22 protein-coding genes and 3 pseudogenes are annotated in these 26,120 nt (G+C 37.6%); all 25 read right to left on the bottom strand.

Features of this window, described 5'->3' with window-relative positions:
- Positions 1 to 183 precede the first annotated feature (183 nt).
- Positions 184 to 2,124: a polysaccharide biosynthesis protein gene (locus tag AACV12_RS15300; RefSeq protein ID WP_170900669.1), complete on the bottom strand. Its 1,941-nt coding sequence runs from the start codon at positions 2,122 to 2,124 to the stop codon at positions 184 to 186.
- Positions 2,125 to 2,205: 81 nt separating this feature from the next.
- On the bottom strand, positions 2,206 to 2,754 hold the full coding sequence (locus tag AACV12_RS15305) for a sugar transferase (protein WP_170900670.1): 549 nt from the start codon (positions 2,752 to 2,754) through the stop codon (positions 2,206 to 2,208).
- A gap of 3 nt (positions 2,755 to 2,757) precedes the next feature.
- Positions 2,758 to 3,672, bottom strand: a complete 915-nt coding sequence (locus tag AACV12_RS15310) for an NAD-dependent epimerase/dehydratase family protein (protein ID WP_170900672.1) — start codon at positions 3,670 to 3,672, stop codon at positions 2,758 to 2,760.
- 3 nt (positions 3,673 to 3,675) lie between these two features.
- Positions 3,676 to 4,437: a glycosyltransferase family 2 protein gene (locus AACV12_RS15315; protein WP_170900674.1), complete on the bottom strand. Its 762-nt coding sequence runs from the start codon at positions 4,435 to 4,437 to the stop codon at positions 3,676 to 3,678.
- A gap of 101 nt (positions 4,438 to 4,538) precedes the next feature.
- A complete protein-coding gene (locus AACV12_RS15320) occupies positions 4,539 to 5,969 on the bottom strand; it encodes a phosphomannomutase (RefSeq protein ID WP_170900676.1) in 1,431 nt (476 codons plus the stop codon).
- Between the two features lie 232 nt (positions 5,970 to 6,201).
- Complete coding sequence (locus AACV12_RS15325; protein ID WP_170900678.1) at positions 6,202 to 7,617, bottom strand: mannose-1-phosphate guanylyltransferase/mannose-6-phosphate isomerase; 1,416 nt, start codon at positions 7,615 to 7,617, stop codon at positions 6,202 to 6,204.
- An 81-nt stretch (positions 7,618 to 7,698) separates the two neighbouring features.
- Positions 7,699 to 8,154 (bottom strand): GDP-mannose mannosyl hydrolase, encoded by a 456-nt coding sequence (locus AACV12_RS15330; protein WP_272870667.1) that lies wholly within the window; start codon positions 8,152 to 8,154, stop codon positions 7,699 to 7,701.
- A 26-nt stretch (positions 8,155 to 8,180) separates the two neighbouring features.
- Entirely contained in the window at positions 8,181 to 9,140 is a 960-nt protein-coding gene (fcl, locus tag AACV12_RS15335; protein ID WP_445286173.1) for a GDP-L-fucose synthase, read from the bottom strand.
- A gap of 20 nt (positions 9,141 to 9,160) precedes the next feature.
- Complete coding sequence (gmd, locus tag AACV12_RS15340) at positions 9,161 to 10,273, bottom strand: GDP-mannose 4,6-dehydratase (protein WP_170900682.1); 1,113 nt, start codon at positions 10,271 to 10,273, stop codon at positions 9,161 to 9,163.
- Positions 10,274 to 10,388: 115 nt separating this feature from the next.
- A pseudogene (locus AACV12_RS15345) lies at positions 10,389 to 10,823 on the bottom strand (ISAs1 family transposase); the annotation flags it as partial.
- A 187-nt stretch (positions 10,824 to 11,010) separates the two neighbouring features.
- Positions 11,011 to 11,978 (bottom strand): annotated as a pseudogene (locus AACV12_RS15350) (ISAs1 family transposase); the annotation flags it as partial.
- Between the two features lie 174 nt (positions 11,979 to 12,152).
- Positions 12,153 to 12,868: pseudogene (locus tag AACV12_RS15355) on the bottom strand (ISAs1 family transposase); the annotation flags it as partial.
- Between the two features lie 370 nt (positions 12,869 to 13,238).
- Entirely contained in the window at positions 13,239 to 14,180 is a 942-nt protein-coding gene (locus AACV12_RS15360) for a hypothetical protein (RefSeq protein ID WP_170900684.1), read from the bottom strand.
- Positions 14,167 to 14,931 carry a glycosyltransferase family 2 protein gene (locus tag AACV12_RS15365; RefSeq protein WP_170900686.1) on the bottom strand — a complete coding sequence of 255 codons (765 nt, stop codon included), beginning with the start codon at positions 14,929 to 14,931 and terminating at the stop codon, positions 14,167 to 14,169. The genes AACV12_RS15360 and AACV12_RS15365 overlap by 14 nt, the downstream gene beginning before the upstream one ends.
- A 4-nt stretch (positions 14,932 to 14,935) precedes the next feature.
- On the bottom strand, positions 14,936 to 16,159 hold the full coding sequence (locus AACV12_RS15370) for a hypothetical protein (protein WP_170900688.1): 1,224 nt from the start codon (positions 16,157 to 16,159) through the stop codon (positions 14,936 to 14,938).
- Between the two features lies 1 nt (position 16,160).
- Positions 16,161 to 17,165, bottom strand: a complete 1,005-nt coding sequence (gene rfbB / locus AACV12_RS15375) for a dTDP-glucose 4,6-dehydratase (protein WP_170900690.1) — start codon at positions 17,163 to 17,165, stop codon at positions 16,161 to 16,163.
- A complete protein-coding gene (gene rfbA / locus AACV12_RS15380) occupies positions 17,158 to 18,027 on the bottom strand; it encodes a glucose-1-phosphate thymidylyltransferase RfbA (protein ID WP_170900692.1) in 870 nt (289 codons plus the stop codon). Before rfbA ends, rfbB begins: the two co-directional genes overlap by 8 nt.
- Positions 18,024 to 18,722 (bottom strand): NAD(P)-dependent oxidoreductase, encoded by a 699-nt coding sequence (locus tag AACV12_RS15385; protein WP_170900694.1) that lies wholly within the window; start codon positions 18,720 to 18,722, stop codon positions 18,024 to 18,026. Before AACV12_RS15385 ends, rfbA begins: the two co-directional genes overlap by 4 nt.
- On the bottom strand, positions 18,719 to 19,957 hold the full coding sequence (locus AACV12_RS15390; protein ID WP_170900696.1) for a glycosyltransferase family 4 protein: 1,239 nt from the start codon (positions 19,955 to 19,957) through the stop codon (positions 18,719 to 18,721). Before AACV12_RS15390 ends, AACV12_RS15385 begins: the two co-directional genes overlap by 4 nt.
- Positions 19,938 to 21,620, bottom strand: coding sequence for a hypothetical protein (locus tag AACV12_RS15395; RefSeq protein WP_170900698.1), 1,683 nt, complete (start codon positions 21,618 to 21,620; stop codon positions 19,938 to 19,940). Before AACV12_RS15395 ends, AACV12_RS15390 begins: the two co-directional genes overlap by 20 nt.
- A complete protein-coding gene (locus AACV12_RS15400; RefSeq protein WP_339377081.1) occupies positions 21,621 to 22,898 on the bottom strand; it encodes a lipopolysaccharide biosynthesis protein in 1,278 nt (425 codons plus the stop codon). It lies immediately after the preceding gene.
- A gap of 109 nt (positions 22,899 to 23,007) precedes the next feature.
- A complete protein-coding gene (locus AACV12_RS15405; RefSeq protein ID WP_170900702.1) occupies positions 23,008 to 23,766 on the bottom strand; it encodes an oxidoreductase in 759 nt (252 codons plus the stop codon).
- Complete coding sequence (locus AACV12_RS15410) at positions 23,759 to 24,682, bottom strand: Gfo/Idh/MocA family protein (RefSeq protein WP_170900704.1); 924 nt, start codon at positions 24,680 to 24,682, stop codon at positions 23,759 to 23,761. The genes AACV12_RS15405 and AACV12_RS15410 overlap by 8 nt, the downstream gene beginning before the upstream one ends.
- A 1-nt stretch (position 24,683) precedes the next feature.
- Positions 24,684 to 25,409: an SDR family oxidoreductase gene (locus AACV12_RS15415; RefSeq protein WP_212754903.1), complete on the bottom strand. Its 726-nt coding sequence runs from the start codon at positions 25,407 to 25,409 to the stop codon at positions 24,684 to 24,686.
- A gap of 3 nt (positions 25,410 to 25,412) precedes the next feature.
- Positions 25,413 to 26,120 carry an acylneuraminate cytidylyltransferase family protein gene (locus AACV12_RS15420; RefSeq protein ID WP_170900706.1) on the bottom strand — a complete coding sequence of 236 codons (708 nt, stop codon included), beginning with the start codon at positions 26,118 to 26,120 and terminating at the stop codon, positions 25,413 to 25,415.

The following is a 26,120-nucleotide window of genomic DNA, read 5'->3' on the forward strand; positions in this document are numbered from 1 at the left end:
GAGTCATTGAATCGATAGTGCGCGCTATTCATTCATCACAACAAATGGTCTGTTAAAAAATTCGTCGCAGCTGGCAAAGTTTCATTCTAACCGATGTATAGCCCACTAATATTTTTGCCCCAAAACACAAAAGGGTTCATCGCAATATGATAAACCCTTTTTTGATACCGTAATCTAATTTGATTAGTACGTCACTAAGCTCTCTTTTGGAATTGCTCCTGGATGATTTCTCTTCCACACCAAATCACAAATACCGTCACTAGGAGCAAAGCCTGTTGGTGCTTCAAGTAACAATTCTCGGATCCGCTCATGGTCAAAGTTATGGCAAGCGATGTCGAGTTCTTCCAAAAGATGCATGTATTGAGGTAACGGTAAGTTTACTTCTGTCGCAGTCATAATTCGCTCATGTGCCGTATTCTCAACATTGTCACCAATCAAAAGCTCTTCATACAGCTTCTCTCCAGGGCGTAGCCCGGTATAACTTATCTCAATGTCACCGTATGGGTTAGATTCGTCTTTCACTTCCAACCCAGAAAGCTGAATAAGATTTTTGGCAAGATCTGAAATACGCACAGATTCCCCCATATCGAGAACGAAGACATCACCACCTTTGCCCATCGCTCCTGCTTGGATCACTAACTGTGCGGCTTCTGGAATGGTCATAAAATAACGCGTTATTTCAGGATCAGTAACAGTTAAAGGGCCGCCTGTTGCTATCTGTTTTTTAAACAGTGGCACCACGGAACCAGAAGAACCCAACACATTACCAAAACGCACCATACAAAAACGGGTACCTTTAGGCTTCTCATTTTCTTGCTCTGCCAAGGCTTGTAAACCTAATTCAGCCATGCGCTTAGTCGTACCCATGACATTGGTCGGCCTAACTGCTTTGTCTGTAGAGATAAGTACAAAAGACTCAACTTGAGCTTCTACTGCAGCTTTTGCGGTGTAGTAAGTACCAAACACATTGTTTCTTACCCCTTCAACGACATTGAACTCAACCAAAGGAACATGCTTATAGGCGGCAGCATGGTAAATGGTTTGAATGCTAAAGCTTTTCATCACCATTGATAAACGATTAATACGCTGAACAGAACCAAGCAGAGGTACGATTTCAATATTTAGTTTTTTGCGGACAATAAGTTGACTAAGCTCTCGATCAATTTGGTATAGCGCAAATTCAGATAGCTCAAAAAGAATCAACTTTTTCGGCTGGCTGAGGATGATTTGTCGACACAGCTCTGAGCCAATCGAGCCCCCAGCCCCGGTGACCATAACGACTTTATCTTTAATGTTTGCTTCCATTAACGAGCGCTGTGGTGTAACCGGATCTCGCCCAAGTAAGTCCTCAATCGCAACGTCTTTTAGCTCATCAATACTCGCCTTACCTTCAACAATATCTTTCATATCTGGTACGGTAAGTACTTCCGCTGAAAGGTGAACCAAAGACTCCAATATTTTCTTCCTTCGAGCACGTGAAGCACTTGGCACTGCAAGTAGTATCTGCTTTACATTATGTTTAGCAACTAGCCTATCTGCATGACCAACATTATGTACACACAACCCCATAATCACGGTCTTTTCAAGGGTTTTATCTTCATCAATAAACCCTACTACTTTATGAGTTTCCGAATTTCTGAGCGCTAGTGCAAGCTGCCTTCCCGCTGAGCCCGCCCCATAAATCAGCACTGGCTTGTTTCCTTGACCATTGAGTTGGGCAACGAGCACACGAACGATAAGTCGCGATCCTCCACATAAAAGGCAGAGAAAGGTTCCGTAAATAATGGGTAAAGAACGCGGAATAGGCGCACTAAAATAAAATGCAAGAACGGCAACAGAAGCCGCTGAAATCACCGTGCCAATACTGACCACCGCTAACGCATGAAAAGTAAGGTAACGCAATACCGCACGGTAAAGTCCAAGCCGTGTGAAAGAAAGGATGGTGGTGATAGCAACACAACCCAGAAGATAAGGAACCGTTGGTGATTTGATCAAAACAATATCACCAATTCTTACCCAATAAGCGGCATAAAAAGAGAAGACGATAAAGAAAAGGTCAATAATGACACTAATAATGCGCTTATTAACCCGCGATAAGTTCCAGATAAAGTTCAGCCTAGCCATATTATTTCTCTATATAAATCAACGCCAGCATTATACTGGCGTTAATTTTAAAAGTCTGTCATAGATAAATTGAAAGCTGTCCTACTTTACAGCATCACCACTACCACTACCCGTTGCTGTCATTAATATGTACTTGAAGTAATCTTTTAGCGTCAAGGTATCAATCATCTGCTTATCTGTTTTTGCCAATAGTCGTGGTGTAGACATATCGATATTCTGCACCTGAGCAAGACCAGTAATGCCCGGTAGAACATCATACACCCCTAATGCATCACGTTCTTTAATCAGTTCTTCTTGGTTGAACAAATTTGGACGTGGGCCGACTAGGCTCATTTCACCTTTCAGCACGTTAATCAACTGAGGTAATTCATCGATTTTGGTTTTACGAAGAAAAGCACCGAGTTTAGTGATTGATGCATTGTTCGCTAAGTGACTTGCTACAGACTTGGTTTCTACCGACATAGTACGAAACTTAATCAACTTAAATGGTTTTTTATTGCGACCAACACGTTCTTGCACAAAAATTGGCGAGCCTGTGTCAAACAAACCAATGATGATAACAATCAACAACACTGGCCACAGAAATAGCAAGCCAAAGAAGGCGGCTAGGAAATCAATTAAACGGATCATATATCATTTTATTCCGGTATCACGCAATGTTGCCATTGCTTGCTTCATTGTTAGCGGGGGTGTCCAACCTAACACATCGTTTATGTTAGAAGAGTCCACTTCTAAGTTGCCATACAACTGTTCAATCATAACTGACTTTCCGGTTAATTTTCCGATGAGACGCATTAGACTCACTGGAATTGGCAATTGGATAACTTTCTTCCCAAGTCCTTCAGCTATGGCATTTGTAAATTCTTGGATAGAAACTGTTTCACCGTCACTAGCTAAAAAGGAATGCCCTGCAGCATCTGGGTGCGTAGCACAAGTAACTAAAAGATCAGCTAAATTCTGCACGGCAATAAAGTCACGTCGATTATTCGCTAAACCAAAGGGGAAAATCGGCAACTTACTGACTAACCTCGTTAGCATACCAAAATTGCCGGGAGCGTTAGGGCCATAAACTAAGGTGGGTCTCACAATCACAACTTCAAGCCCAGTTTCTTCAGAAATTTTCTTTAAACCAATTTCCGCATCGTATTTAGATTGTGCATAAGCATTGTGGGGGTTTTCTTTGGCATTTGATATGAATGGTTTATCAGTGGTTGATGTTCCATTTACACCAATGGAGCTAACAAAAACAAAGCGTTTTACACCAGATTCTGCAGCTTTTAAAGCAAGCCTCAAAGTCCCATCTGTATTTACAGCTTTATAGTCAGCCACCGAAAAAGAATTATTGTGCGCTAACCCCGCCAAATGAATTAGCGAATCAACCTCATCAAAGCAACTCCCCCATTCAGTATATGAGTCGATGCCAGGTACGGTGTATATATTTTTAAATGGATGGTTTTCACCTAAACGAACAACGCAGCGAAAATCCCTTTTCAACTTTGTCAATTCACGTCCAACAAAGCCAGTAGGGCCTGTAACTAGAATTGTCATAACTCAAACACTCACAAATTTTCGAATCAGTAATGTGAATATTTTGTAAGGAAGCTTAAGCGCAACCATAGCAAGGTTTGTATAGATCCCATTTTCTCGACAGGCTCTAACGATCTCTGCATTTTGATGAATTCGCCACATAAAACCACTAGAGCTTATTCCGCCCTCTCTCATCTTTACAGTTATCTTAGGTACCCGATTGAATATCATCCCTTTTTTCACACAACGGGCTATAAACTCAAAATCGGCTGCTACTCTATAATTTAATTTATAGAAACCGCATTTTTCATAAACAGATTTTTTGGCATAGAAAGTAGGATGCGGTAACATTAAGCCAAATCTAATCAGTGACTTTTTGAAAATTTTAGAACTGTAAAGCCTCGTGACTTTGCCAGTGTCATCGGCTTGTACATAAACGAGATCGGAATACACTGCATCAATATTCAATTGGTTAAAACCCGACATTAAATCAGATACACTCGATTGAGAGACAAAAAAGTCATCTGAGTTTAAAATACCAATGACATCACCACTAGCCAGTTTTATTCCTTTATTCATAGCATCATAAAGGCCTTCATCTTTTTCACTAAGATAAACATCCACATCACCGGAGTGTCTTTTAATGATGTCATTGGTACTGTCTGTTGATCCACCATCGATAATGATATACTCAATATCCTTATATGTTTGCGAAACTACTGAATTAATAGTGTCTTCTATAGTCTTTTCCGAATTGTAACAAACCGTTATTATTGAAACTTTCATTATATATTAAAACTACCTAGTAATAGGTTCGGGCAACTAAACTCTAGCTGTTGCACGAACAATTCGAAATAAATCAGAAAATGCAGGGACAAAAACACCCCTTATAAATTATCGAGCTCAATCGTCCTTAATTTTTCTAACGTGTATGCTACGATTTGATTTGCTTTTTCAACAGAATCAGATTCCGCATAACAACGTAGTTCTGGTGCATTCCCCGAGGGACGCAGGTGAACCACATCACCAGTTTTCAACGTTATTCTAAGACCATCGGTGGTATCTATACTCTCAACTGTCGTACTCATAAAACCTAAGGATCGGAGCAAGCTACTGGGAGCTATGGTCGCTTTTGCAATGATTTGATGACTTTTCTCAGTCGCGACATTCTGGATTCGGTCGCTATGAGTAAATCGCTTTGGCAAGGCATCAACAAGAGCAACAATGCTTGTAGCCTTACTTACTGATAACAGCATAATGGCAGGCAAAACAGCATCACGGGTTGGTAAGCCTTTTAATACCTTGCCATTAATTTCAACATCAGAACCTAACAAGAAACCACCATTAGCTTCAAAACCAGCCACACTTGAATAACGTTTATTTAGCTCAGCAAACTCTGCAATCACATACGGCGAACCAATTTTCGTTTTTGACACAGCCTTAAACTGTGCTGACTGTTCAATGATCGTGTTACAACTCACTGGTACAGCTAACGCTTCAATATTCATCGCTTCGGCACATAACAAGCCAAGAATATCACCTCGCAGCCATTCACCATTTTCATCGGCAACCAGTGGACGGTCACCGTCCCCATCGGTAGAGAAGATAAAATCAAGGCTATGCTCTTTTGACCAATTACGTGCTTTTATCTTATCCGCTTCAGCGACCGCCTCCGTATCAATCGGTACAAATTCATCTGTGCGCTCAAGGGAAATAACTTCCGCACCGAGAGCTTCAAACAATCCTTGGTATAGGTCACGACCGGCACTGGAATGCTCATATATACCAATACGTTTACCAACTAATAAATCTTCTTCAAACAAATCAGTATAACGAGCAACATATTGCTCAGCAGCTAACGTTGACGCGTTTAATGGTTTTAATGTTGGCTCAGAGAACTCAACCTCAGCATTAATTATCGATTGCTCATCTTCTTTAGTAATTTCACCATCAGGACGATAAAACTTAATCCCATTTCTATCAAAAGGTATATGGCTGCCCGTTATCATGATACAAGGAATGCCTTCTTGCATAGCCGAGTAAGCAAGAGCAGGGGTTGGGATGACGCCATAATAAACAGACTCAAAGCCCATAGCCTCAATAACAGCAATTGTGGCTTGTGCCATTGCTGGACTACTCGGACGAGTATCAATCGCCACTGCAACTTTCTTGAAACTATATGAGTTTTTAATTCCACTTAAAAACGAATACGCAAAAGCCGCGCAAACAACATGAGTAAACTGTTCGACTAAACCACGTGCACCACTGGTACCAAATTGAATGCCAGACTCTGCAATCACCTTACTAGAAGTATACATAAGCTACCTATTGAATTTGTAAGACTTTTCAAACGTTCTTAATGAAAGATGATATATATTCATTCGTTTGCTCGAAGTATCTATAATATTAATATTGAAAATGATGACTCACCAAACACTCTTTAAAATGAACACCTTAGGCAATAAGCTCAATATCCTTATAAATCAACCGCTCAAGATATAAAATATATCAATGAATGTTTAAGAACATCCTAATAATAGAAGCATCCATCTAATGCTTATCCTGTGCATGGTACTCTTCCACTCGCACAATATCGTCTTCACCTAAATAGGAACCAGAGCGGACCTCAATTAGATGCAAATCAACTTTACCTGGGTTCTCCAAACAGTGAGCAACACCTACGGGCAAGTATGTTGATTGGTTCTCTGTCAGAAGATCAACATTCTCACCATTAAATACTCTTGCGGTACCTTGTACTACAACCCAATGTTCTGAACGATGGTAATGAATTTGCATTGCTGTACGCTCACCCGGCTTCACTACCAAATGTTTAACTTGATAACGATCACCACAAGCAATCTCATCATGGGTGCCCCAAGGGCGATATTGCTCTCTATGCTGTAGGTATTCACTACGATTTTCAGTTTTTAACTGATTGACGATGTTTTTTACATCTTGCACTTTATCTTTATGAGCAACCAAAACAGCATCTTTTGTCTCTACAACAATAAGATCTTTAACCCCTACCGTTGCGACCAATTTATTTTGAGAATAAATATAGCTATCTTGAGTGTTATCCGTCAACACATCACCATGGCAGGCATTACCCTGGGTATCTTTACCAGAAACTTCCCACAATGAACTAAAAGATCCAACATCACTCCAGTTTGCATCCATAGGAACAACGACAGCATGCTGCGTTTTTTCCATTACTGCATAATCAATTGAATCATCAGGACAAGCACTAAACAGTTTTTCATCGGGACGAATGAAGTCCAAATCTTTTTTCGCTAGTTCCATAGAAGCTTCACAAGCTTTTAAAATTTCAGGACTGTATAACTTCAACTCTTCCAAATAGCGAGATGCTTTAAACAAAAACATACCACTATTCCATAAGTAGTCACCTGACTCTAAATATTGGTTTGCCGTTTCCAAATTAGGCTTTTCAAAAAAATGGCTAACTTTACAAGCACCACCTAAGCCAATTGACTCCCCCTGTTTAATATATCCATATCCGGTCTCTGGTGTATGAGGAACAATGCCAAAAGTTACTAGCTTACCTGATTCGGCATAAGCAATAGCATTCTTTACTGATTCAATAAACTTATCCGTTTTTTGAATCACATGATCAGCAGCCAAGACTAACAGTAACGGATCTTCTCCATTTTGTAATGCCGCTAATGCAGCCAAAGCAATAGCTGGTGCGGTATTTCGTCCGACTGGCTCAAGGGCAATACCGGAATGCGTTAACTTTTGCTTACGTAATTGCTCCGCAACAATAAAGCGGTGCTCTTCATTACAAATGAGAAAAGGAGGGGCGTGCTCAATGTTTTTTAATCTAGCAAGAGTATTTTGAAGCATGGAATCATCATCGGTAAGGTTGATGAATTGTTTGGGGTAGAGAGTACGGGATAATGGCCACAATCTAGAGCCAGAGCCACCGGCCATGATGATAGGAAGTAACATAAGAATAGCCTGTTTGAAATTCAAACCCTAGTTACATAGGGTTTGATAAATAAGAAGCAATCAAAAAACTGTTTTTAAACGCTATAGAAAATATAACTTTGTATTATGATGGACTTTATCAGAAGCCAGAAGAGTATCAACATCCCACCATTGATAGGCTTGATGCTGATCTTGAGGTAAAGATGACAAATCACCATCCCAAGTGATTGCGTAACCCAGAACCACATAGTGTGTTGTAAAATCTGCACCTGAAAAATTATCATCGTATAGGTGCTCATAAGGCCCAAGAAAGCGAGCTTGATTTAACCTATAGGTTTGACCTATCTCTGTTTGAGCAAGACGAACAAAAGCTGACTCGAACGTTTCATCTTTCAATATCCGCCCGCCGGGAACAAACCAGTACCCTTTTGCTGGTCGATTCGTTCGCTCACCAAGCAAAACCTGTCCTTTACTATTTCTAATGACCAGATCAATAGAGATTAAAGGTGTCGAAGCTACCACGGCTTTAAACGTTTCAGTATCTAGTATCATGCTCATAACTCAAACAACGCATCACAGCAGGATTATTTTCTAAAACTATCTTGATTTTCCAAAAACCATTGATAAGTTGTGGTTAAGCCAGCTTCTAAATCAACACTGTATTTCCAGCCTAGGTCTGCCAAACGAGAAACATCCATCAGTTTACGTGGAGTTCCATCTGGTTTAGTTGTGTCAAACACAATGTCTCCTTTAAAACCAACAACTTTCGCCATAGTTTCTGCCATTTCACGAATAGTACAATCCACACCTGTACCCACATTGATATGAGAAAGCATAGGCTCTGTATTAGCTTGATAAGTTTCGTTATCCAACTCCATTACATGTACGCAAGCAGCTGCCATATCATCGACGTAAAGAAATTCGCGCATAGGCGTGCCGGTGCCCCAAACAACCACTTCTTTATCATCATTCAGCTTAGCTTCGTGGAAACGACGCATAATTGCTGGAATTACATGTGAATTATCTGGATGGAAATTATCATTTAAACCATACAAGTTCGTTGGCATTACGCTACGATAATTACGACCGTATTGACGGTTGTAAGATTCACAAAGCTTAATACCAGCAATTTTAGCTATTGCATAAGGTTCATTAGTTTCTTCAAGTATTCCCGTTAGCAATGCTTTTTCAGTCATAGGTTGCTGAGCAAACTTAGGGTAAATACATGAAGAACCTAGAAACAATAGATGTTGCACATTATTAACATGAGCAGCATGAATAATATTACTCTCTATCATTAAGTTTTGGTAAATAAATTCCGCTGGGTAAGTATTATTAGCATGAATACCACCCACTTTAGCTGCTGCCAAATAAACTTCATCAATGCACTCTTCCTTAAAAAAAGCATCAACTGAGGCTTGATTAGTAAGATCGAGTTCAGCAAAACTACGAACGACCAGCTCAACATCTGCTCGCTTTTCAAGTTGACGTACAATTGCAGAGCCTACCATCCCTCTATGGCCGGCGACAAACACACGTTTGATTCTCGTCGTTGACATAGTATTTAGTTCTCCAAAGAAATAGATACATCAAAACCATGTTGCTTAAGCAGTGCATGCTGCTTAGCTTTCGACAGATCAGCCTGAACCATTTCTGAACACATTTCTTCTACGGTAATTTCAGGAACCCAACCAAGCTTCTCTTTTGCTTTAGAAGGATCACCTAACAAGGTTTCTACTTCTGCTGGACGGAAGAACTTAGGGTTAACCTTAACAATTACATCGCCAACAGAGACCGCTGGTGCTTTAACTGAATCCACAGCAACAACTGTTGCAATCTCATTAACACCTTCGCCAGTAAAGTCTAATTCAATACCCGCTTCTTTAGCCGACATACGCACAAATTCACGTACAGAAATTTGTTTGCCCGTCGCAATAACAAAATCATCAGCAACTTCTTGCTGAAGCATCATCCACTGCATACGCACGTAATCTTTCGCATGGCCCCAGTCGCGTAGAGCGTCCATGTTACCCAATTGTAAGCACGACTCCAAACCTTGAGAGATGTTAGCAATAGAACGTGTGATCTTACGAGTAACAAATGTTTCACCACGTCGTGGTGACTCATGGTTAAACAGAATGCCGTTACACGCATACATGCCGTAAGATTCACGATAGTTTACTGTAATCCAATAGGCATACATTTTTGCAACTGCATATGGCGAGCGGGGGTGGAATGGAGTCGTCTCTTTTTGTGGGATCTCTTGCACTTCACCGTACAGCTCAGAGGTAGATGCCTGATAGAAACGTGTTTTCTTCTCTAAGCCGTTGATACGAATTGCTTCTAACAGACGAATAGTCCCCATTGCATCGACATCCGCTGCGTACTCAGGCGACTCAAAAGAAACCGCAACGTGTGACATTGCACCTAAGTTATAGATTTCATCAGGTTGAATTTCTTTAACCAGTCGAATTAGGTTCGAGGAATCCGTTAGGTCGCCATAATGTAATTTAACATTAGATCCTGCGTTTACTAACGCATCAATGCGCTCCGTATTGTATGATGATGCTCGGCGAATAAGACCGTGTACTTCATAACCCTTTTCAACTAGAAGTTCAGCTAAATAAGAGCCGTCTTGACCAGTAATACCTGTGATCAGCGCAACTTTTTCATTCATTTCATTTGGTTCCATTTTAACATTAGGGCTAACGACATCTGTTCAGCAGTTAGGTTCTGCTTCAATTTATACTATCTTCCGAGATCTGTGCACGGAAAAATCATGAACATCCCCATTAATAAAGGCTTGCAAACACCTTTAAAAGGTACTCAGGATCCATCGCACACATTGCTCTTTTGTGTTTAATACTTGCTTTTAAAGTCGTTTCACTCTTCAGCATGTTTAAGCACATTTGCCTGATCCTTGCGAAGTTCTCTGCACTTTCTTCTGCTCTTTTTCGGCAAGCATCTTCGCCAAATTCAGTATCGAGTGTCCAATGCATCGACTCAACTAACCAGTGTGAACGCGTTGCATTTAACAATTCCTTAGCATTTAAATCCTTCGAGCTAATATAGTACCTCACCGTAACTTCCGACTCTTTCGCCACGGCTTCTTCTTGTCTCACAGAAACGACGATACCCATTGTTTTTAGCTCGGGCCAATCAAATTCTAAGTCACCTAAAACACTCAAATCTGTGTTTGTTAAGGCCAACCTAGTCTCTTGTCTGCCTCGTACGGAAACCGCATGAACATCACCGCCCTGTAAAGCTTTCGAGAACCTTACTTAGGTAGTTTTCGTCCATTGCGCAGTTCATCCGTTTGCGTTTAATACCACCTTTAAAGGTGGTTTCACTCTTTAATAGGTTCAAACACATCTGCCTGATCCTTGCTAAAGCCTCTGCGCGATCATCGGCTCTAATACGAGAGTTGTCCTCACTAAATGCGGTATCAAGGGACCAATGCATGGCCTCTACGCCCCAATGAGAACGCGTCGCTTCAAGCAGCGTTTGGGCTTCTAATTCTTTAGAACATATATAGTAACGAATACTCACATCTTGCTCTGTTGCTACAGCCGATTCTTGGCGAATCGAAGCGACGATGCCCATTGATTTTAGCTCAGGCCATTCATGCTCAATATCACCTAAAACCGACAAATCACGGTTCACTAAAGCCACTCTCGTTTCGATTCTTCCGTGACTTTTTCTTGTGTACTGTAAGAACTGCCGTCAAAGTCTTGAAGCATGTCCATTCGAAAATAATCATCAAAGGCTTGCTCAAGCATTCCCTGATTACCTTGCACTGCCAACAAATAATCCGCTTCTTTATCGAGGATTTTCTGCGCTATTTTCTTTTGGCATCCCATTGCATCAATCGTAACCAAGCAGCCTTTTACCTCTAGCAAGTCAAGTAGCTTGGGGATCGCGGTAATTTCATTACTTTTACTATCAACCTTCTGTTGGCCGATACTCATTCCGTTTGCAGTAGCAAAAGCATTCACCATGTGAATCGTTCCTTTACCTTTCGAGCGGTCATAAGAGCCACGTAATGTTTTACCGTCGATAGCGATGACTTCTCCATCCGTCAGTGTATGGCAGTCCTTCATCCAAGCTATAAAGCTTCTTTGCAACCCTGCCGGATTCATCATGCCCACCACACGAGACAGCGTATCTGCAGAAGGAATACCAGCGTCAAAGTGACCATATCGTTTGAGTAAATCTAAGCGAGCATTGCCAAAATCGATAATGCCATCCCAGCCATCATGACCCGACAAGACGCCACAAATTGTCAGCAACATAATATCTGATAATTTGTGATCTACTTTGCTTTCTTGTCGGTAGTCTTTAATGATTTGGAAATGCATAAATGGGTTGGTTAACTCGCTCATATTTAGGCTCCTATATTGTCTAGGAGCTATTACAAAACAACGAAAATGATCTACAAGCAGATCTTTGTTTTCATGTGGTTACATTCAATAGTTGGGATTAGTGATAGGTTCAAAGCGGATTCTTAGCATCTTTGCAGCCCTTATATATCAACGACCTTCATGCGGTCTCCCTGGTCTGCCTCGCGATTTTTCTTGCGTGCTATAAGAATCACCGTCGTGTTTTTGCAACATACTCATATCGAAATAGTTATCGAACGCTTGCTCCAAACGACCTTGATTTCCTTTCACCGCTAGTAGGTAATCCGCGTTTTTGTTTAGCACTTTTTGAGCAATTTTCTTTTGGCATCCCATAGCATCAATACTGACCAAACAACCAGATATATCAAGCAGTTCCAGCAACTCTGGGATGGCCGTAATCTCGTTGCTTTTTTCATAGACTTTATGCAGTCCGAGACTCACACCATTTTCGGTCGCAAAAGCATTAACCATGTGGATGGCACCAAGCCCTCGAGTGTTATCATAAGAGCCCCTAACGGTTTTTCCATCAATAGCAATGACTTCACCTTTCCAATAGCAATGACTTCACCTTTCGTTAGCTCACAGCAATCTTTCATCCATCGATAAAGCATTTTTGTAGGCGAGTCGCATTAATCATGCCCATCGCTAGCTATAGGCGAAGTAGAGGGAACGCCATGGCTAAAATCACCAAATCGCTTCAAGAAATCCAACCGAGCTTCGCCATAGAGGCTAATCGCTTTCCAGTCATCTTGACCAGAAAGTACAGCACAAATTGTTAACAAAATGATATCTGTTAACTTGTGCTCGACTTTACCTTTTTGGCGGTAATCTGGAATGACATCGAAATGCATAAATGGGTGCTGGTTACTCATCGTTGGACCTCCAATTTGTTTATGGGGGTATTAGAAAACACTGAAAATGATCGTCAAATTGATCATTGGTTAATTGTTTGTTGTGTGATGCCGCTATCCATCAGAACAAGAAAACTGTGAGCTCACCATGCTACAAATCCTTTAAACATGGGCATGTTCATGATTTTTCCCTGGAGATCTGTGGACATAACCACGAACAGTTGACTAGAGTCACAACCTGCAATCAATGCTCTAGATGATGTCTAGAATCATAAAACCTGGCAGTCACCAAACATCAGCATCGACCAAATAGCAACAGAAAACTAACCTTCTTCCTAAGTGAGAAAATGTGCCTTTCTCGAGGGGCATAATACCACATATTTTACATTAGTTAAGGGTAACTATTCACCCACGAGCATTTACGGCGGTTTACGCACGAATTTTCCCTGCTACTTTCTATTAACCCAATAGAAATAAATCTATCTATCAGTTCTGCTTTAAAATCAGAAGCATCAGGAGTAACTATATAGTTTTTAATATCGACACAGCCTGGTGGCAAAAAAGACGTATTTAAAACATTAAACACGATAAAAAATTGCTTACGATAATAATGAGCTAGATGAACTAAAAAAGAATCTGCCCCGATAAACATATCACAGTTTTTTATCAAATTTCTTACATCATACAAAGACGTATTAGTATAATAGTCGTCTACTATATTTTCCAGGTCAGAGAAAGATGCATCATAATCAATAAGCTGAACAAAAAATCCATTCGCATGTAAAACACTAATCATATCTAAGAGGTTCGTTCTTGTTATATTCTTAGCACTTACTCTTGTGGTAGGGCTTAGTAGGATTTTTTTTACATCGTCGTAGTTACTCACACAACTAAGCAGAGTCAACTCTTCTCTAAAATACTCAGAGTACAAGTTTTTTCTTGCCCCGTAGATTTTTTTAACATCAGTAGGGGCTAAAACCGAAACATCAATACCAAAAGTTAAGAGACGAACTCTAAAGTCACTCTTTTCAAATACTAGTTTTTTTACGTTATTATCTTTAATGAACTTTCTAAACTTAATAACATCCCTAACCACGTTCAATATATTACTATTGCGAATATCATAAAATGATGGAATTTCGTCATAAAGAACGTGTATACGTTCGTGTAATTTAGACTCCATTAAAAGTGCTATATCATAAGTATGTTTAGTGCCTAAAATCAGGAACTTTTCATTAATTTGATCTAACATATTTAATGAAATTAGATTATCTCCCATTGCTTGCAACAAAACTAAGCTTGGCAGTCCTTTCAATTTGTTATCTAATTCCATATCTAACCCTATCTAGTAAATACCTTAGGAGTGGCTTCTCAAGAAATAGTCTTACTCGATTTTTTGCTAACAAAAAAATGAAACGGCGAAATGCTCGTCCATAAGAAAGCCCATGCTTAATTTGAACATAAAACAATTCACTAAGCACGAAAAAACCGTCACTTACTCCTCGTCCTTCATTCTGCATAAATACTGTAGGCTGGGAAATTACCTTTATTTTATTCGACTCTCTAACCGACAAATAGAAGTCATAGTCGGAAGCATATCTGAGATAACTACTATATTTCCCCTTGTCTTTATGTAGGACTGCCCTGTAATAAAACCCTTGGTGGGGGATACATTTAAATGGGTTCTCTGGAAGAGGCTTAAAGTCATAAAGATACCTTTCTTTGGAATCTACCATTGTTACAGGAGACGAAACAATATCAATATCCTCAGTAAAACAACTCATAACTCGACTTATTGTTTCTGAATCACAATAATAATCATCACTGTTCAAAAAGTGTAATACGTCTCCAGTGGCAAGATCTATCCCTTTGTTCATTGCATCATAAATACCGTTATCAGGCTCTGATACAAACTTATCTATAGCCCCCATATAATCTTTTACAATTTCTAATGTTCTATCAGTAGAACTTCCATCAACGAAAATAAACTCGATATTATTATAATCTTGTTTAACTACACTATTCAGAGTGCGTTCAATAGTTTCTTCTGCATTGTATGTAACGGTTATTATAGATATCTTCAACTATCTAATTCCTTTTGTGCTTTGATATTCTTCCTACTATCCAAAATGAGAATAGAATTGATGAAGAGTATATTAACATGGTTTGGCTGACGCCATTTCGGAATAAATTGATTATATTTGCCGAAGCATACAAACCAATAAAAAACAACATCAAACTATTAAACTTATAAATGAAAAATCTGGCTATAAAAGTATAGAAGATGATTGCAAACGTACTAAATGCAAGCCCCAAGGTACCACCATAATAAATGCCCTCGTTAAGGACCGAACCTGCAAGCCCCAAATCTTTTCCGTAAAAGTAGTAATTTGAAAGTATCTTATCAATGTTATCTACTTCCATTGGGCGAAGAAAACTAGGCAAAGAGAACAGTAAAAAATTTTGAAAGAAAGTCAACATATCCGACTTAGAAAGCAGGTTTTCATATGTAATATCTATACTTTGCCGTGTGAAAATAGCCTCCCCAATGGGTGCAAGCATTACCCTAAAAAAATCCAACTCAATCTGCCCTAAATCGATTCTGGACAATGGGATGACAATTGTTAAGATAATCAACGAGAAAAACAATAGCAGCTGCACTAAGGATTTATTATGATAAGGGATATAAATAGAGAAAAATACGATTAAAAAGACAAAGCTTTTAATAGCGATCACTCTATAGCTTACATACAACGGGAATGACAATAAGACTGCGTATCCAGATAGTAGAAATAAGACTTTAAACTTACTTTTACTCTTAATAAAAGCAACACTTGAGGCCAGTAAGAAAGCTCCATTAAAAAACCAGTGTTTAAGATGAAGCAACTCACTGAATACCTCTCTTCGTTCTGGTATACTTAACCCAAATGCCTTTGGAAAAAAATAAGCATATGAAATCAAAAAGTAAAGCAAACAGAAAAACAATATAACTTTCGAAATTTGAAAGGTCAGTTTACTAATTTCAAAGTTGAATGTACATTCGTAGTCTACTTTTAAGAATTTTAAAAAAAATGCAGATGAAAGCAGAATGGAAAAACTGACAATGACTATAATATTATCCACTCTAACTTTAGTATCAGTATTTAATTCGAAAGGATTCACCCCAAATAAAGAGTAATTACTTAACAGCAAATAATATAGGGTTGAAAATAACAACCAAAAAACTGGATCACCAAGTATTTTAAAGGAGTATTTTCTATAGTAATGAACCAAGATAAAAACATAGGCCATTATCAATATGAAAAATAACATATTAAATCCTGCTAAGATACCAATCTATAGTTTTTTCGATACCACTTTCAAAGGTCTCTTTAGCCTTCCACCCCAAATTTAGTTCCAACTTAGTAGCATCAATTGCATATCTTCTGTCATGCCCTGCTCTGTCTTCGACAAATGTTATCAAATCTTTGTAGCTAGAATTCTTTGGTATCTTCTTGTCAAGAAGAGTACATATCTCATCTACAACTTCAAGATTAGTCTTTTCGTTCCTACCACCAATATTGTAAACATTCCCTGACTCACCTGAATGGTAAGTTAGATCTATGCCAACACAATGATCAAGTACAAAGAGCCAATCTCGAATATTTTGTCCATCGCCATAAATAGGTATACACTCACCAGACAAGGCCTTTCGTATAATTGTAGGTATTAGCTTTTCTTCATGCTGCTTAGGTCCGTAGTTATTAGAACAATTAGTAATAATCGTATTAAGACCAAAGGTCTCATGATACGAACGGACAAGCATGTCACTAGATGCTTTTGAAGCACTGTATGGTGAGTTCGGTGCATACGGAGTATCTTCCGTAAATAAATCAACTTCATTTAATGTCCCATATACCTCATCAGTACTAATGTGATGAAACCTGCAACCTTCATAGCCTGGCTTATATACGGTAGGTTTTTCCATCCAGTAATCTTTAGCCACATCCAAAAGTGTGAAAGTACCATTTACATTTGTATCAATAAAAATGGACGGATTAGATATACTATTATCAACATGGGATTCTGCTGCAAAATGAATTACACCTTCAATGTTAAAATTTTGAAATATGTATTCTACAAGTTCCCTATTGCAAATACTACCTTTTATGAATCTGTACTTATATTTTTTTGTGCACTCATCAAGATTATCTAATGAGCCAGCATAGGTTAATAAGTCTAGGTTAATAATATTATACTCTGGATATTTATCCATAAAGTAGGGAATGAAATTTGATCCGATAAAACCGGCACCACCAGTGATCAATATATTAGTCATTTTTTACTAACTCCTCTAGATATTGTGCATAACCACTTTTACTAAGTGAACTGGATATTTTTAGAACTTTCTCTTTGTCTATCCAGCCGTTGTTATAAGCTATCTCTTCTAAGCAAGCAATTTTATAACCTTGCCTGTGTTCGATCGTTTGAACGAATTGCCCTGCCTCAATCAGACTATCATGAGTGCCTGTATCCAACCAGGCAAAACCTCTACCTAAAAGCTCTACGTCAAGTTGATCCATCCTGAGATACATCTCATTAATCGACGTTATTTCTAGTTCGCCTCTTTTTGAGGGTTTAACCAGCTTAGCTAATTCGACGACTTGATTATCATAGAAATACAAACCTGTTACCGCATAGTTTGATTTTGGCACCTCGGGCTTTTCTTCAATACTTGTAACTTTTCGGCTCTGATCAAAACCTACTACTCCGAATCTTCTAGGATCTTTCACCTGATAACCAAATACAAGAGCCCCTTTGTTTAGAGAAGCAGCATTACGCAATATTGACGTGAAACCTTGACCATAAAATATGTTATCTCCTAACACCAAAGCGACACTATCATCACCTATAAATTCTTCTCCGATTACAAAAGCTTGAGCTAAACCATCAGGTGATTTTTGAATCTTATATGTAATTTTCAGTCCCCAATCGTCACCATCGCCCAACAGTTCTTGAAACCTTCCTATGTCTTGTTCAGTAGAGATAAGTAAAATATCGCGAATCCCAGCAAGCATTAACACGGAGAGAGGATAATATATCATTGGCTTGTCATATACAGGCAGGAGTTGCTTACTTATTGTCTTTGTGACCGGATATAGCCTTGTTCCGCTACCACCTGCTAATATAATACCTTTCATTGTAATTTCTCGTTAATTTGGTAAAAACTTAATAATATCCGCTTAACATACTCGCTGTCATTTAACGCATCAAAATCAGGAATTTTTTCTATTTTTGAAATATCAATATAGTTAGTACTACCTGAATCAATGAATTCAAAATTCGCTTTACGACTTAATATACTTTCGATCATATTAACAATGCTAATAACTTCCAAATTTTGTCTTGATGCGATATTAGTAACCTCATTAATATATATATGATTGGATATAATATAGTTACAGATCAAAAACACATCTTTTACATCAATTAAGTTCCTAGTTGCATTTCTCTGCACCGAAAAACGTTCACCACTGCCAATAGAGCTAAACAAATAGCTTATTAGCGTTTTACTTCTAGTAACGCCTACAACTTGAGGCAGACGGAATATATAGAAACTTTTACATTGTCCATTAATCAAACTTTCCATTCTAAGCTTATGTTGAACATATTTTGACTCTTTTTTACTAATATCTTCGATACTGCAAGTACTAAAATATACAAAAGTTTTATCTCTATTACTACGTATTATTTCAAGCAAAAGAGACTCTTCACGATAAAAATTAGCATCATTGTTCTCATTAGAATTAGAGGTACCACTTGCAAATATAACGACATCATTATCATGCTCAAATGAGCAAAATGCTCTTGAGAGAAGTCCATTACCTATAATCAAGAGTCCTCCAATATTTTTTCGTATAATCCTATATATTTTTTTGCCACTAAATTGCTTTCGTAGTTAGACATAACTTTAGTTATTGCTGATTTAGAAATCCTACAATAACTATCATTGTTAATAATCCAACTAATTCCTTGTGCTAAATCAGTAGTATCGTACGAATGCGCCAAATATCCGTTAATTTCATGATCAATTAAGTCTGGATTTCCGCCTACGTTAAATGCAACAACTGGTACGCCGCAAGCCATACTTTCGACTATACTATTCGCTAAGTTTTCTTGCAGAGATGGTACGACAATTACATCCGCAATATTATACATTAATGCCAAAGAAACTTCGTCATATAATGGAGAAATATAATAAACCTCACATGAGAGATCGGGTGGGGTTTCAGGTTTACTGCTCCCTGCGATTACAACCACTACATTATTTTTTTCTAACTTCTCTATCGCCTCAAAAACCTCTCTCGCCCCCTTGCGCGGATCTCCCAAGACATTCATTGCGCTAAAGAGAACTACTTTTTTTCCCTGAGGAATCTTAAAAAAGCTACGTGCAACATCTTTTTCTATAGGTTTAAATATCTGGGTGTCGATACAATTCGGTAGAGTAAAGGACTCTAGACCTCTTGTTAATTGACTCGAAGCTATACATCTAGTCATCCATCTACTTGAGCCAATCATGGCCAGACTACCGATCTGTCTGTAAGCAGCTAGTTTTTTCTTGAATACCTGGCGACTTAAAATCGCATCATTTCGCCCTAGTACTTTGCAATCCCTACAAGTTATTTTGTACCCTTCACATTCCTCGTCATAATGACACCCGCCAGTTAGGGGCCACATATCATGGCAACTCCAAACCACCTTAGCGTTGATTTTTGAGAGATCTTTGATTGGAATCATTCCACTTGCTATCCAGTGTAGATGCACTACGTCTGGTTTGTATTCATTTATTTGATCAATGATCTTACTAAAAGGCAGTAATGAAGGACTAAACAACGTTTTAGTACGTTGTTTATAAAGTAATAAAGGTAACCTATCAATCAGTGGACGTAATCTGCTAATTACTCGAGAGATCTTAGAAGTACTCGATTTTACAGTGTAATCATCACTGATCTTTCTTTGCACTAACATTTGGCTTTTGATATTTTGCGCTAGCAATGACCTGTGTAAACGATATGCTGCTCTTGCTGCACCACCATCTATATCAGATTCACTAACTATAAGTACTTTCATTGCTTGCTTTCCAATCTAAAAATATTGTATCATTCTCATTTTTTTCAAGCATATAATCAAAGGCTTGAAATAATAACTCGTCTTCTAATTTAACTTTTGTTCCAAAGGCTTTATTATGCTCGGCGTATTCAGCACAACGGTCTGCCGATGAAAAAACATAACCATTCCTCAGAAATGAAGCTGGCACGTATACATACTTCTGGAAAAACATGAAGCAAAGTTTGGCTCGTTCAATTGTCTCCTCAGTCGGGTGTTTTATGTTTCCTATATCCCTAAGACAATTAACGTATTCATCTATAGTATTCGGTTGACAAACCGTATCAGCTCTTTCATACAGCGTAGAACCAGCTACTAGGACAGGAATACCATAACAAACAGCCTCTAATGCAACTGTTCCGTTAGATGTTATGATAGTATTCGATATATTAAAAATGACACGATTATGTACTTTCTTATCTAAGTAAACAAACGCGGCACCATATCTCGAGTTAATATCATCAATAGTATCCTTCACTGTCACATTGCATTTATACATCGATTCTGACGGATGTGGTTTGATATAAATATTAGATATTTTTGACTCTTCAACTAGATTAAATAGTGTTTCATATAGCCATGTATAGTAATCTGAATATAACGACCAGTGTGAGTACCTAACAGAATCAACAAATGCATGTGCATAAATGAATATATTTTTCTTATTACTATCAGGACTATATTGTTCAATAAAGTCTGTTTTGCTATTTATTTCATTTCCCTTGTAAACAAAAGCCACATCGATTTGATTCTTGTCATCACCTTCCATTCTTGACCGCATAATGTGCGAGTATTCCGCGAGCAAGTCATTTCTATCATTATTTTTTAGGATGCGCTCCATCACATTAGGTTCATAGTATCGCGGTTTCCTAACATACTCTTTATTTGCCGTATGTACTGACACATTCATAGGATTCAAATTAAACCATTGATAGATTTTAATATCTCTACTTAATGAAGAAGCTACTCTAGCAAGTATTCCATACTCGGCGTAAACACCATGCGATAAAATGACATCTGTTACATTATTTTCTTTCAATACATCCAAGTATCTATAGAAATAAAATATTGCGTTATAAATATAGAGTGTATAGTTAATAGTTAATTTCCTGACCGTAGGTAAGTTAGTATATCTTAAATATTGATCATATACTAAATCACCTATCTCCACTCCTTCAACTTTTATCTCCCAGCCTGTACTTTTTTCGTAATTCAATTTACTCAAGGAATTAATCAAAGAAAAGAATGCTTTAACTCTATAAATCGAGTTTTTCCACGTATACACATAAACGAACTTACTTACGTTGTACTTCTTTGCAACATACTTTACTTCACTACAACTGCGATACTTTAGAAAGCCAATTGTTTCAGTACAATACTTATGACTTAGAAGCAAACTAACTATATGATTATTATTATTAACCGTAGGATGCTCGTGGAATAGTTCAACTAGAACTACTCTGTCTACATTTCCTTTTTTCTTATATTTCTCAAAATAGCTGGTAATTTGTGATAGATCCAATTTTGATATTTCTCTGAGCTTCTTCTTTGAATTAAAATAGTTCTTGAAGAGGAGAAAAAAAGTACCCTGCATGGCTAATTTTATATTAGCTGTAATCACTTTCATTTAAACACCTTGGTTGGTAATTTCAAGAATACACACCATAAAAAATATGCTACCTAACATCCAGCTAGATATCTTTCTCAACTCATGATCTTTGTTATAAAAAACCAATATAAATATCTTAGACGTGGTCAAACTTGCTATAAAGTATAGTATCGACATCAAATCTAGTGTATTCACTACAAAAATACTTCCTAAACACAATGAGTACAAAGTGAAAAATAAAACTTCGTACTTTAACAAAAATTCTGTATTTTTTATCTGGAACCAATAGTACTGAGTCAGTCCATAATATATTTCCAGCGTGTATATTAGAGAGATGACACTTACATATTTTTTTGATTCATAATATTCACCGTCAATAATATACTTCCAACCAAGTTCAACTAATATAATAAATACAAAATATAATATAGGTGCTAAAAAGAACAGAGATTTAAAGATGCGCTGATTTCCTACGCAGTCTCCTTGTCTGTGATTCTCATAGTAGGTGGGAGCAAAAGACAGAAACAAAGCAACTCCCACAGTCCTAACGACTGTACCAATTGTCACTGCCAGTGCATATATGCCAAAACCTGTGCCGGTAAGATAGAAAGCAAAGAATATTTTCTCCAAATTCAGGTTTAGGTATTTAACCACTCCAGAAATATAACTGTCTATCGAGAATTTTCTAATTTTAGAGAACACACTAATGAACGAACCAGCATAATCAAAGTTTATAATTTCACTAGCATAGGATAGCGATAGCACAGTGTTTGCAGTAACCATCATTAACATTGAGAATAACAGCGAGTAGATATTCAGCATTCCAAAGTAGTAGAAAGCCACAATAGACAAAAAAAACACAACAAGCTCAACAACTTTTATAATTGAGAATTCTTTGATTTTTTTATTTATAGTAAAAAACTGCCTACTATAAGAGTTAAACATCGTGAGAAAACTGATTGCTGTAAACATAAAACCAATGGAAAAGCTAATATTATGTTTGTAGTTAATAAAAGCGAGGAGTATAAGACTAATTGGAATTGAAATGAGAGATGTAGCATACCCTAGTGTATAAACTCTCTTTATATTTAATTTATCAAAATTATATCTCGCAATGCTTGAGCCGATTCCTAAAGTTGATATCATTACGACGAAGATAGAAAATTCCATTATGAACTTATAAGATCCATAGCTCTCTACTGATAAACTTTTCGTTACTAATGGGAGTATTATTAAGGCTGATGCTTTACTCAACACATCAAGGAAGACATATATAATGGTATTCCTGATCATCATCTTCCTACTAAAGAAATTGTATTTAAATTAACTTCAAACATAACGGTTAGCTATTATATAGATAATCCAGGAAAGCCTGAACAAGCCTTTACATCAAATGAAAATTTGACTATAGAGAAAAACCATCATCTACAATCAAGTTCTGACCTGTAATATAGCGCGAATCAGAAGACAGTAAAAATAATATTGAACCAATCATTTCCGACACATCTAACATACCCGCACCATTTGTATTATCCCTATAAGCCAGACAAAAAGATTCTGGTTGGTTGTCAAATATCCCACCAGGGCTGACACTATTCACTCTGAAACTACTCGCACTAACATATTTAGAAATATATTTATTGAGATGAATAATCGCTGATTTTATCGCGGCATATTCTACAGGCATAGTCATTGGCGTGTTATCATATATATCGAACTTGGGCGCGATGACACCATATACAGAAGATATATTTACTAATGAAAAAAGTTTCTTATTTTTAATGAAATGCTTAGCGCTTTGCTGCGCAATAAGAAAGGCACTTCCCAAGTGCATCGAAATATTTTCATTAAAGCTATCTAATGACACATCAAAAAAATGAGCCCCATAAGAGCTATTTCTCGGATATGTACAATTCACAGCCCCTGTAATGTCATCATCTAAGCTGTCAAAGAACGCAATAACTTCAGTTTGATTCGTAACATCAAGTTGAACTACTGTAACTCTGCCACCCACTGAGTGGCTCAGTTTATCCTTTAAACCTTCGATTGCGTAGTCGACAGCAACAACTTCTCCACCCCTATCAAGAATAGCATTGGTTACCTTCAAACCAAGTAGACCATTCGCCCCAAATACTATCGTCTTGTATTTTTCCAAACTATACATTATTCACCTTGATCGTTGTTTGAAGTCGTTTTGCTTCCTGGCCTGCAATTAAAGTACGGATCGAACGATGAACACTTTGGGAAGATAGATACGGTTCACCACTATTAACTTGTTGTACGAACTTACTAAGCATTCTTTTAAATGCACTAAAGTTGTCCCTTATTTCGCACGAAACAGAGCTGGACTCTCCAATTACTTGGTAAGAGAAACTAAACGTTTCAGGGCCCAGGGTATTCACTTGGAATGTAATACCACCGCTAAAACTCAGCGTGAACGTATCTATACCAGATTGAGAGTAACAGTTCACCGTATCTACATCTTCATCCCAGACACCTAGTGTGGCATCCAGCATGTGTACACCATATTTCTCCCAATCATTGATAACCGAAGCTTTAACTAGAGTAACCTTTCCAAATTCGTCTAAGTTTTCTCTTACACTGTCAAGTTCTTGGCAAAAACGTAAGCCAGAGCATGAGAATAATAAACCTTTATCATAGAAAGACATAAACCAATCAAGCTCCTCACAATCTAAGGTCAGAGGCTTATCTATCATCACTGGAAGGCCCGCCTTTAAGAATGGTTCAGCCATTATTCTATGATTCTCAAAGTCATCACGGGCAATAATAACCGCATCGACATGCCCAATCATATCCACATAATCTGTTACAACATTATCGATAAGGCAGCACCCAGAAATCTCGTATGCAATATCAACATCTTGGCACCAAACATGAGTAACTTTCGCATCCAATGCTCCGAACTCTTCGTCATCTCGTTTTTGGAGATAATTTAAAATACCTATCCACTTTGTGTTTTCAAAATTATCAGCATTATAGCCGTTGAGTATTGCAGAAAATGAATATGGGTGGCCATTACCTTCACTGGCGCCTAAAATTCCAATTTTTATTTTAGACATATTAAATAACCTTTTCTAAGTTTTTAGTACCAATACCTTCCAACCAATTAATTCCATTTAAATCAGGAAATAAAGGGATTTTATACCCTAACCAATAAAATGAGTTATGCTCACCTTTCGCTTTTCCTGACAATAGGTATTCCACTGTCGGTAAGCAAACCTCGGGCTCGATTGGCGAATCCGGACTCATTTCACTTCTTACAGGGCCGGGACTCATAAGGTTTATACTAATATTGTATTCATCAAGCTCTTTAGATAATGTGGTTGATAATGCATTAAGCGTCGCTTTAGAAGCACTATAACACGAGAAGCCTGGAAAACAATTTAAAGGAGCACCAGAGGTTAAGTTAATAATACGACCATAATTTTCTTCTTTCATTTTACCAATGAAGTTTTCAATTATTATCAATGGAGCATAAGCATTTACACTCATTGAATATTTCACGTCATTTATTTTTTTTTCATCAAAACTCCCTTTATCAAGCACTCCGGCACAATTAATTATATATTCGCAATGACCCACATCTCTATTAATGACCTCCAATGTATTAAGTAATTCTTTCTCATCGGAAATGTCACAGCTATAGCTAGTTAAATTCAGCTCTTTAAACCTTTCTTTAACTCTTCTTGATATTGTGATTATGTTATATTTTTCATTTAGTTTATCTACAAGCATTAGCCCTACACCACTACTTGCACCAGTAATAAGTAAATTAGGTTTTTTCACACTTTATCCCTTATCTTTATCAATAAGATATTCAACGATATTAAAATCAATCTCAGTATCTATATCTATGGATATATCTCTTGGAGTAATATAAGCAAAATGTTCATCTGTCACCAAGGATGGGCAATTATCATTAATTAGACGATCTCTACATATTCCATAGTAAAGACCATTAAGTTGATAACCATTTTCATGTTGTTGTCTTGGCAGCCACGGATTTGCATCTTTTATATAAGGTTGTGCTTTACCACCTCTAATTGACCAAGCTCGGGTTGGTGGCAACTCTGTTTCAGAATATGTAGCTATACTTTTAATATTGTTATCATTAATAAGTATATTAGTACAATCACTGACTATTTCGATTGTTCTCATTGGGCTTGTAGGTTCAAGTAATATGATATAGTCAAACCTGTACCCTTTTTTCTTTTCTTCTTTAGTTACTGTATAACGCACTGCATCTATTACTAAAGACGTATCTGTCGCTAAATACGAAGGTCTAATGCATACATCAACATTATTTTTTCTTGATATTTCAATCACTTTTTCACAGTCAGTTGAGACGATGACATTAGATATATTATTAGTGCTTTTAGCAACTTCAACTGAATAGATAAACAAAGGCTTACCTAACAAAGGTTTATAGTTTTTACCTGGTAAACCTTTACTTCCTCCTCTTGCTGGAATTATAGCGAGAGTTTTAATATGCTTCAT

Origin of the sequence: Vibrio sp. 2-2(8) (assembly GCF_963888495.1) — a bacterium.
Taxonomy (GTDB): domain Bacteria; phylum Pseudomonadota; class Gammaproteobacteria; order Enterobacterales; family Vibrionaceae; genus Vibrio; species Vibrio anguillarum.